Genomic DNA, 9,901 nt, shown 5'->3' with positions numbered 1-9,901 from the left:
CTGGAGCCGGGGCCGCGCCTTCGTGGTCCCGACCCGGGACCCGCGCTGGTCGAACGCCAGCTTCGACATGATCGTCGCCCCCGCACACGACGGCCTGTCGGGCGATAATGTCTTCGAGATCACCGGCTCGCCCCACCGCATCACGCCCGCGCGGATCGCCCAGGCCGCGCCCGCCTTCGCGGACCGGATCGCCCCCCTGCCCCATCCCCGTGTCGCGGTGCTGATCGGCGGCAGATCCAAGGCCTTCGACCTCACCGAGGCCCATGCGGCGGACCTGGCCGACCAGATCGCGGACGCCGTCCGCGCATCCGGGGGATCGCTGATGCTGACCTTCTCGCGCCGCACGCCCGAGGCCGCCAGGGCCGTCATGACCGCGCGCCTGTCCGACCTACCGGGCTGGATCTGGGACGGGACCGGCGACAACCCCCTGTTCGGCTTCCTGCACTACGCCGACCATATCCTGGTCACCGAGGACAGCGCCAATATGGCCGCCGAGGCCGCCTCGACCGGAAAGCCCGTCCACGTCCTGCCCATGATCCCGCTGAAGTCCGGCGACAAGTTCGCCCGGCTGCACGACGACCTGGCCGAACGCGGCGCCACCCGTCCGTTCGACGGGACACTGGACGGCTGGACCTACGACCCCCTGGCCGAAACCGAGCGCGCGGCGCGGGCTGTGCTGGAAGCGATGGGGACACGCTAAGCCCAACTACGTTCCGCTCATCCCGGCGAAAGCCGGGACCCAGGGCTTTGGGCGTTCAGATTAGGGCCGGGACTCACCGCTTTCGATCCAGCGCATCGCCGAGCGAAAGAACTGGGTCCCGGCTTTCGCCGGGATGAGCGGGATGAGCGGGATATGGGCTGGTCAGTCGCCCCCGCCTCCGCCGTCTCCGCCGCCGTCGCCTCCCCCGTCATGGCCGTGATGATGCGTGTCCCCTCCGTCGAAAATCACTGGCCCGCCGCCGTCCGAACCCTCGCCCGTCTTCGACTTGGGTTTTGCGCTGAAGACCACCCCCACCCCGGCCCCGATAGCGACCCCGACCCCGATCCCGAGAGCCAGATTGTCCAGGGCCAGGCCCAGTGCGACCCCGATCGCTATCCCCACGCCTATGCCGACCGGAAAGACAGCCGCCTTGTTGTCGCTCATCCCCGCCTCCCTTTGCACCCGAGGCGAGACTAGCATCGCGCAAACGGGAATCAGCGCCTAAATAGGCGTCATGACCCAAGCTCGTACCGTCCGCGTCGCCATCATCGGTTCCGGCCCCGCCGGCTGGACCGCCGCCATCTACGCCGCCCGCGCCTCGCTGAACCCCGTCGTCATCGCCGGCATCCAGCCCGGCGGCCAGCTGACCATCACCACCGATGTCGAGAACTATCCCGGCTTCGCCGAGACCATCCAGGGCCCCTGGCTGATGGAGCAGATGCAGGCTCAGGCCCTGCACGTCGGCACGGAAGTCATCCACGACATCGTCGTCTCCGCCGACCTGTCGCAACGCCCGTTCCGGCTGAAGCTGGACGGCGGCGAGGAGATCCTGGCCGAGACGGTCATCATCTCCACCGGCGCCCAGGCCAAATGGCTGGGCCTGGAGTCCGAGGCCGCCTACCAGGGCTTCGGCGTCTCGGCCTGCGCCACCTGCGACGGCTTCTTCTACCGCGGCAAGGAAGTCGTGGTCGTCGGCGGCGGCAACACCGCCGTGGAAGAGGCGCTGTTCCTGACCAATTTCGCCGCCAAGGTCACGGTGGTCCACCGCCGTGAGGAGTTCCGCGCCGAGAAGATCCTGCAGGACCGCCTGTTCGCCAATCCAAAGGTCGAGGTGATCTGGAACTCGGCGATCGAGGAGATCGTCGGCGTCGTCGACGGCATGGCCAAGAACGTCACCGGCGTGCGGCTGAAGAACGTCCAGGACGGCTCGACGCAGGAAATCCCGGCGGACGGCGTGTTCATCGCCATCGGCCACGCCCCGTCGTCGGAACTGTTCAAGGGCCAGCTCGAAACCAACTCGGGCGGCTATCTGCGGGTCAAGCCGGGCACGGCCGCGACGGCCATCGAGGGCGTCTGGGCTGCGGGCGATGTGACCGACGACATCTATCGCCAGGCTGTCACCGCCGCCGGCATGGGCTGTATGGCCGCGCTGGAGGTCAGCCGTTTCCTGGCCGAGGAAGACCACGCCAAGGCTCACAATCCGATCAGCCACAAGGAAGCGGAAAAGATCGGGGTCTGGTGAACGCCTGCCGCCCGGCCGCCTGAAACCTCAGGGACCGGGAGGACGTCAGGCGAACAGTTGCAGGCCCGGCGGCGCGTATTCCACCGGCTCGCCGTGTCTGCAGCGAAGGGCGTAGTCGATCGCCTTCTGGACGCATCGCTCGTCGGTCGGCTTCGACAGGACGCCGATGGCGCCGGCCACGCCGTCGCGCACCATGCCGGGATTGGCCGTCATGAACAGGACGGTCACGCCCATGTCCTGACCCAGTTCCCGACCCAGACTGATGCCGGTGGGTCCGTCGGAGAGGTGGATATCGACGAGGGCCAGATCCACATCGATCTCTCGCGCCATGTCGCGCGCGCCCTTCGCCGTCGTGGCCACGCCGACGACCTCATGACCCAGATCCTCCAGGACGAAGCGCAGTTCCATGGCGACCAGGGCTTCGTCTTCGATGATGAGGATACGCGCGGTCATGGATACTGAACTTGTGTGCGGGAACGAACACAACGCAGATGGAAGGGATCGGTTTCAGGCCAAGGCGATCTAATGCGCCTTTTCGGCCGCCCTGCGACGGGAAAGCGCCGTGGCCGGCAAATCCACCAGGATTCGAAGGCCTTCGGGACGCCAATCCCGAACCAGCCGCCCGCCCAGCTGGCCTTCGACGGACAGCGATGCCAGGGACGATCCGAAGCCCGTTCGTGTCGGCGCCTCTGAAACAGGGGGGCCGCCGGTTTCGATCCAGGTCAGGATGAACCGGTCCTCTTCCCGCCGCGTCGCCAGATCCACCCGCCCCCCGGTCCGGGACAGGGCCCCGTACTTGGCGGCGTTGGTCGCCAGTTCATGGAACAGCAGGGCCACCGACGTCGCCGCCTGATCGTCGAAAACCGCGTCGTCGCCCGCGAGATGGACCCGGGCCGCGCCTGCGTCATCGGCATAGGCCTGGAACAGGTCGGACAGGAAGGCGTGCAGCGTATTGGCGCCGACCGTCGGCTGCGACGTCTCGGTGTGCGGCCGCACGAACTCGTGGGCGCGCGCCAGGGCCGTGATTCGCGTCCGCAAGGAGGCGGCGAACGCCCGCGCCTCCGGGTACTGCCGCGCCGACAGGGCCACCAGGGCCGTGATGACGGCGAAGATGTTCTTGATGCGGTGGCTCAGCTCCTGGCTGATCAGTTCGCGGCCCTGCTCCAGCCGCTTCAGCTCATCGATGTCGGTGCAGGTGCCGAACCAGCGGCTGATTTCGCCGTCCGGGTTCCGCACGGCCGCCGCCCGCCCCAGGGTCCAGCGATAGACGCCGGAATGGTGTTTCAGCCGGTATTCGATCTCATAGGGTTCGCCGGTCGCCAGGCATCGCCTCCAGCGCTCCATCGCTCTGGGCTGGTCCTCGGGATGGAACATGTCGGTCCAGCCCTCGCCGTCGGTCGATCCGGCGGGCACGCCGGTGAACTCGTACCAGCGCGCATTGTAGTAATCGTGGAAGCCGTCCGGTCGCGTCGACCACACCATCTGCGGCATGGCGTCCGCCAGGACCCGAAACTGGGCCTCGCTGGCGCTGAGCCGCGCGGCGATGGCCTCCAACTCGGCGTCCGCCTGTTTCCGGTCGGTGATATCCACGACGACGCCCGAAAACCGCACGGGCGCGCCGGTCGGATCGAAATAGACCTGGCCGCGGGCCACGATCCAGCGCGCCTGGCCCTGGGCGTCGCGCACCCGGTACTCGCTATGGAAACGACCTTCCCCCGACATGGCGGCCTGAATCTCCGCCTGGACCCGCGCTTCGTCCTGGGGATCCACGGATCGGGTGAAGTCGGCGATCGGCGCGCCCGCGCGGGCCACGACGGGATCGACGCCGTACATGGCCGCGAACCGTTCGTCGGCGACGACCCGGTCCGCCACGATGTCCCAGTCCCATGCGCCGACATAGTTCGACGCCTGCAACGCCCGGCGGGTGGTGTCCTCGCTTTCCTCGCGCTGGCGCAGAACGCGGCGCAGCTCCAGCTGGGACATGACCTGATCGGCCAGGGTCTGCAGCGCCATCTGCTGCAGATCGGTCAGTCCCTCGGGACGCGCCTTGGTGTCGAGCACGCACAGGGCGCCCAGCGGCACGCCGTCCTGCGTCTTCAACAGCCGCCCGGCGTAGAAACGCAAATGGGGTTCGCCCGTCACCAGGGGATTGGCGGCGAAGCGCGGGTCCAGGGACGCGTCGCGCACCACCATTCCGTCCGCCTGCAACAGCGTATGGGCGCAGAAGGAGGTGGCCAGAGGCGTCTCTCGCACGCCCAGACCTGCCTCGGCCTTGAACCACTGGCGGTCTGCATCGATCAGATTGACCACGGCGATGGGCGCCTCGCAGATCCGCGCGATCAGGGCGACGATGTCGTCGAAGGCGGCCTCCCGGTCGGTGTCCAGGACCCCGTAGTCCCGAAGGATCGCCAGGCGCTTGGACTCGTCCCACCGCGGACTGTCTTTATCGGCGTGGGTCAAGCAGGCGTCCTCGCTGGGCCGGTCGTTCCGGCCGATCATGTGAATGCTCTGCCCACGCGAAGCGTTGCAAAGCGCGGGTCGGCTCGTTTCAGGACGCCGGTCGGCCGACTTCCTCGACCGGCATGTCCGCCACGCCTTCGGGCGCGACCGCGACGGCTGCAGCGGGCTGTTCCAGCGTGCGCAGCCGGGCGTTTATGGCGACGACTTCCTCCTGGGTCGGCAGGCGACGGCCGCCCAGACTGACCACGCCGACGACGCGTTGCTGGCCGTTGATCTCGACGGTCTTGATCGGCGCATCCCCGCCCGGCGCCGCCACAGTGTCCGGATCGGCGCCCCCGGTCGCCTGACCGGGCTGGACGCCCGGCCGCGGCCGCGAGAACCGCGCCTCGTCGATCACCGGCTCATGGCCCTTGTAGACGGTGCGGAAGGCGGCGGTTTCGCCGTACAGGCCCTTCCAGCGATAGAAGACATGCACGCCGATCTTGTTGACCCGGGCCACCGACGGCGACCACCAGGGGTTCACATAGTCGGCGTGGTAATGGGTGGCGGTCCCGACCTGCTGGGCGACCGCGCCGTTCAGCGCCTTCTCCGCCACCTTGCGCGCCCGCTCCCAGGCCCAGGCGACCGGCGCCTGGGACAGGGATCCGTCGCAGGTGAAGCTGAACTGACAGCCCGTGGTCCGCTCGGCGCCCTCGAATACGACGCCGCAAATGGTGTTGGCGTAGTTGGGATCGCGCACCCGGTTCAGCACCACCTGGGCCACGCCGGCCTGACCGGCGCCCGGCTCCAGCGCCGCTTCGAAATAGACGGCCTGGGTCAGGCATCGCAGGGCGCGGCGCCGATCCTCGGCGCTGCCTTTGAAGACGAAGGACCGGGCGGGACGCAGGGCGCCGGTCGCCAGGATCGCCCCGTCGGTGGAATAGGCCGCCGGCTGCAGCAGGCTGGGGTCATGACGCTGCGCCAGGGCCAGTTGCGAAGGCGTCAGTCGCCCTTTCACGGCGTCCAGCCCCTGAGCGCTCATGTCCCCGCCGGTGATCCGGGCCACGGCCTCGGCCGTGCGGTCGGCGTCGGGACGCACGCTGGACCCGGCGGCCATGGCGACGCCCAGCACCGCGCCGGCCGCGGGCAGAGCCGCCGCCGAGCGCTTCAGCGCCGTCCAGATCATCTTCCAGTGGGCCAATGTCATTCAAATCCAGGAAGGAGACGACGCTCCGGGAGCCGGAGCGTCGTCGTCGTCAGCCCTATGCGCGGACTTCGGGGCCGTTTTCGGGCGCCCGCAGACCGATGTTATCGGCCGCCGAGCGTGGAGCGCAGCATCCAGGCGAACTTTTCGTGCGAGCCCAGGCGCTGGGTCAGCAGATCGACGGTCACGTCGTCTCCATCGCCGTCGGCCACGTCCAGAGCCGCCCGCATGGTGGCGATCAGGGTCTCGTGGTCGCGCATCAGCTCGCGCAGCATCTCGGGCGCGTCCTTTTCCGGGTCGCCGTCGCGGATGCTGGTCAGATTGGCGAAGGTGCCATAGCCCTGAGGCGCGAACTCGCCCAGCGCCCGGATGCGTTCGGCGATGTCGTCCAGCGCCTCCCACTGGTCGCGATACTGCTGCTCCAGCAGATTGTGCAGGGCGAAGAACTCCGGCCCCCGCACGTTCCAGTGATAGCCGTGGGTCTTCAGATAGACGGCGTAGGCGTCGGCGAGAACGCGTGTCAGCTGTTGGGCGACGTCGCCACGCTCGGTCTGGGACAGGCCGGTGTCGATCGTGTCAGTCATGTTGCGCTCCATGGGTTGATTAACTTTACGCCGGAACGGGTCCGGTCGAATATGGCTGTCAGGAACGCGAAGCGCGAGCGAGCGTTGCATGGACAAGCGTCACTTTAGAACGACGCGTCGGGAGCGGGCGAAGCATGGACCCAGGCGTGGTCTTCAAGCGACTTCGGGACGCCGACGGAGGTCTGCTGGCGCTTGCGCGGCTCAAGCCGGGTTCGGTCTGGACCCGGATTTTCATCGGACTGATCGGGGCCGGCGCCGCCCTGTTGCTGCGCGCAGCCGGAGCGGCCTTCTACGGCGAAATCACCGGCTTCATGATCCTTCTGCCGGGCGTCATCCTGGCGGCCCTGGCGGGGGGCCGGCTTTCGGGCGCCACGGCGCTGGCGGCATGCCTGATCGGGGGCTGGTCCCTGGTGATCGTCAGCAGCGGCTCGAAGCCGGGGATGCCCCCCGGTCTCAGCGTCGTGGCGACCTTCAACTTCATCGTGGTCGGCCTGTTCTGCGCCTGGCTGGGCGCCTGCCTGCGCGGCGCGCTGGCGCAGCTGGACGCGGTCGTCTCGGCGCTGTCCCTGTCCAACGCGCGCATCGACGAGACCGAAGGACGGTTGCAGATCGTCAGCGAACTGGCCCCCGTCATGCTCTGGATGACCGACGAGACCGGCCGCATCATCCATCTGAACAACGACCAGCGCCTGTTCTGGGGCGGGCTGGACGATCCCAGCGATTTCGACGCCGACGCCTTCCTTCACCCCGACGACCGGGACCATGTGCTGTCCGTCTGCCGTCAGGCTGATCGGGACCATGTCGCCTATGTCGTCGAGGGGCGTCACCGTCGCCACGACGGCGAATGGCGCGTCCTGCGCAGCGAGGCCCGGCCCCGCCTGAACGCCGACGGCCGCTTCATGGGCATGATCGGGGTCAACATCGACGTCACCGAGGCCCGCGCCGCCGAGGCCGCCCTGCGCGACAGCGAAACCCGGTTCCGTCTTCTGGCGGACACGGCCCCCTCGCCCATCTGGCTGACGGATGTCGATGGGGCGGTCGAGTTCGCCAATATCGCCCTGACCGACTTCTACGGCGGCACGGCCGCCTCCCTGAGCGGCCACGGCTGGAAACAGACCATCCATCCCGATGATCAGCCGCAGGTCGAGGCCGCCCAGGCCGGCGCCCGGCCTGATCTTCGCCCCTATGGGTTCGAGGCTCGGTTCCGGCGTCACGACGGGGCGTGGCGCTGGATGCGCGTCGCCGTGGAGCCGCGCTTTGACAAGGCCGGGGTCTTTCTCGGCTACGCCGGCATCTCCTTCGACACCACCGAGAACCGGGAGGCGCTCGAAACCGCCGCCCGCGCGCAACGGCAGCAGGCTTTCCTGCTGGCCCTCAGCGACCGGCTGCGCGACCTGTCCGACCCGGGTCTCATCATGCGCGAGGTCGAGGCGTCGATCGGACGTCTGATCGCAGCCGACCGCGTCGGCTATGGCGAGATCGATCCCGACAGCGGCCTCATCTCAGTGACCAGCCAGTGGACCGCCGACGACGGGGCCGTTCGGGACAGCATCAGCCTTGACGCCTTTGGCGAGGGCCTGATCGCCGACCTGGCCCAGGGCCGCACCGTCCGGATCGACGACGTGTACGAGGATCCGCGCACCGCCGACGTCGCGGGCGCCTTCGACGCCATCGGCACTCGGGCCCTGATCCGCGCGCCCCTGATCCGCGCAGGCCGTCTGCGCGCCTTCCTGTTCGCCCACGCCTCTGGCCCCCGTCGATGGACCGAGGCCGAGGCGCGCCTTCTGGAGGAAGTCGCCGCCCGCACCTGGACCGAGGTCGAGCGCGCCCGCGCCGAGACCCAGACCCGCGAGAGCGAGGAACGGTTCCGGGCCATCGCCGATACGGCGCCGGTGCTGATCTGGGTCACGGATCAGGATCGCCAGCGCTCCTTCGTCAACCAGGCCTATGTCGACTTCTTCGGCGCCGACTATGAATCGGCGCGGGCCGCAGACTGGCGTTCGTCCCTCCATCCCGACGACGTCGCCCGCATCGTCCAGGAATCGGCCAACGGCGAGGCGACCGGCCAGCCCTTTTCCATGGAGGCCCGCTATCGTCGCCATGACGGCGAATGGCGCTGGCTCAAGTCCTTTTCGCGTCCCCGCCTGACGGGACAGGCGGTGGTCGGTTTCGTCGGCGTCGCCTTCGACGTCACCGACATGCGCGAGGCCCAGGCGCGGCTGACTGAATCGGAAGTCCGCTTCCGCACCGTCGCCGACAGCGCCCCGGCCCTGATCTGGATGACGGACGCCACGCCGTCGATCATCTTCGGCAACAAGCGCTATCGCATCTTCTGCGGCATCCGCTCCAATCGGCAGTTGGCCGACGCCTGGCGGCGCCTGATCCATCCTGACGACGAAACGGTGTTCGACGCCGCCTTCGCCCGCGCCTTCCAGGCCCGGGACCGGTTCGAGGCGCTCAGCCGGGTCAATCATCCCACCCTGGGCCTGCGATGGATCCGCACCGAGGGCGTGCCGCGCTTCGACGCCTCGGGCGTCTTCCAGGGCTATGTCGGCGCCAGCCTGGACGTCACCGACGCCAAACGGGCCGAGGACGACCTGAAACGCATCAATGAGCTGCTCGAGGACCGGGTGGCCGAGGCCCTGACGGAAAAGGCCGCCGCCGAGGCCCACCTGATGCATGCCCAGCGGATGGAGGCCGTGGGCCGGCTGACCGGAGGCGTGGCCCACGACTTCAACAATCTGCTGACGGTCGTCATCGGGGCCCTGGACATCATCCTGCGCTCGGACGACCCGGCCAAGAAGAAGAAGCTGGGCGAGGCCGCCCTGGCCGCCGCTCGGCGCGGCGAGAGCCTGACCCACCAGTTGCTGGCCTTCTCGCGCCGCCAGGCCCTGCGCCCCCAAGCCATCGACCTGAACGGCCTGATCCGCGAGGGCGAGCCCCTGCTGCGTCGCGCCGTCGGCGAGGCAGTCGACTTCAAGGTCAAGCTGAAGCGCGGGGGCGTCCGCGCGAACGTGGACCCGGCCCAGTTCGAGGCCGCCCTGCTGAATCTGATCGTCAACGCCCGCGACGCCCTGGGCGACGTCACCGGCGGCCCTATGCGCGACGGCGCCCCAATGGGCGCGCCCCCGGCCGCGCAGGTCCGCGAGGGAGCGAGGATCACCGTCCAGACGATGACCTGTTCGGTCGAACCCGGTCAGGTCGCCGAACTGGCGCCGGGCGACTATGTCTGCGTGTCGGTGTCGGACAACGGATCCGGCATGCCGGCCGAGGTCATCGCCCGCGTCTTCGAACCCTTCTTCACGACCAAGCCCGTCGGCAAGGGCACGGGACTGGGGCTCAGCCAGGTCTATGGCTTCGCACGCCAGTCGGGCGGCGGGGTCCATATCGCCTCCACGGTCGGGCGCGGGTCCGAAATCCGTCTCTATCTGCCGCCCCTCCAGCCCCAGGAG

Annotated in this window: 8 protein-coding genes; 3 read left to right on the top strand and 5 right to left on the bottom strand. The window is 68.8% G+C overall.

The window, feature by feature from the left end; translation table 11 throughout:
• On the top strand, nucleotides 1-700 hold a 700-nt coding region (locus ER13_RS13590), incomplete at its 5' end, for a mitochondrial fission ELM1 family protein (RefSeq protein WP_035310054.1).
• A 162-nt stretch (nucleotides 701-862) separates the two neighbouring features.
• Here the strand turns inward: ER13_RS13590 and ER13_RS13585 are convergent.
• The gene (locus tag ER13_RS13585; RefSeq protein ID WP_035310048.1) at nucleotides 863-1,144 is read right to left on the bottom strand and encodes a hypothetical protein; all 282 of its coding nucleotides are present in this window, start codon (nucleotides 1,142-1,144) and stop codon (nucleotides 863-865) included.
• A 70-nt stretch (nucleotides 1,145-1,214) separates the two neighbouring features.
• Here ER13_RS13585 and trxB point away from each other — a divergent pair, with 70 nt between their 5' ends.
• Nucleotides 1,215-2,222 (top strand): thioredoxin-disulfide reductase, encoded by a 1,008-nt coding sequence (trxB, locus tag ER13_RS13580; RefSeq protein ID WP_008264248.1) that lies wholly within the window; start codon nucleotides 1,215-1,217, stop codon nucleotides 2,220-2,222.
• A gap of 45 nt (nucleotides 2,223-2,267) precedes the next feature.
• On the opposite strand, the gene ER13_RS13575 is transcribed toward trxB, so the two are convergent.
• The 4 genes from ER13_RS13575 to ER13_RS13560 form a co-directional block, all read right to left on the bottom strand.
• Nucleotides 2,268-2,675, bottom strand: coding sequence for a response regulator (locus tag ER13_RS13575; RefSeq protein ID WP_008261670.1), 408 nt, complete (start codon nucleotides 2,673-2,675; stop codon nucleotides 2,268-2,270).
• Between the two features lie 69 nt (nucleotides 2,676-2,744).
• Nucleotides 2,745-4,682: a PAS domain-containing protein gene (locus ER13_RS13570; RefSeq protein WP_197019796.1), complete on the bottom strand. Its 1,938-nt coding sequence runs from the start codon at nucleotides 4,680-4,682 to the stop codon at nucleotides 2,745-2,747.
• An 88-nt stretch (nucleotides 4,683-4,770) separates the two neighbouring features.
• Nucleotides 4,771-5,868, bottom strand: coding sequence for a cell wall hydrolase (locus ER13_RS13565; protein ID WP_008263730.1), 1,098 nt, complete (start codon nucleotides 5,866-5,868; stop codon nucleotides 4,771-4,773).
• 101 nt (nucleotides 5,869-5,969) lie between these two features.
• The gene (locus ER13_RS13560) at nucleotides 5,970-6,449 is read right to left on the bottom strand and encodes a Dps family protein (protein WP_035310050.1); all 480 of its coding nucleotides are present in this window, start codon (nucleotides 6,447-6,449) and stop codon (nucleotides 5,970-5,972) included.
• Between the two features lie 134 nt (nucleotides 6,450-6,583).
• Here ER13_RS13560 and ER13_RS13555 point away from each other — a divergent pair.
• Nucleotides 6,584-9,901: PAS domain S-box protein (locus ER13_RS13555; protein ID WP_035310045.1), on the top strand; the 3,318-nt coding region annotated here is incomplete at its 3' end.

Origin of the sequence: Brevundimonas sp. EAKA, from assembly GCF_000698025.1 — a bacterium.
Taxonomy (GTDB): Bacteria; Pseudomonadota; Alphaproteobacteria; order Caulobacterales; family Caulobacteraceae; genus Brevundimonas; species Brevundimonas mediterranea_A.
This window is presented reverse-complemented; position numbering and strand designations above follow the sequence as displayed.

What these genes read in the sequence shown, in the direction of transcription:
- ER13_RS13585 (WP_035310048.1), bottom strand. Translation starts at nt 1,144, where the DNA reads ATGAGCGACAACAAGGCGGCTGTCTTTCCGGTCGGCATAGGCGTGGGG.
- trxB (WP_008264248.1), top strand. Translation starts at nt 1,215, where the DNA reads ATGACCCAAGCTCGTACCGTCCGCGTCGCCATCATCGGTTCCGGCCCC.
- ER13_RS13575 (WP_008261670.1), bottom strand. Translation starts at nt 2,675, where the DNA reads ATGACCGCGCGTATCCTCATCATCGAAGACGAAGCCCTGGTCGCCATG.
- ER13_RS13565 (WP_008263730.1), bottom strand. Translation starts at nt 5,868, where the DNA reads ATGACATTGGCCCACTGGAAGATGATCTGGACGGCGCTGAAGCGCTCG.
- ER13_RS13560 (WP_035310050.1), bottom strand. Translation starts at nt 6,449, where the DNA reads ATGACTGACACGATCGACACCGGCCTGTCCCAGACCGAGCGTGGCGAC.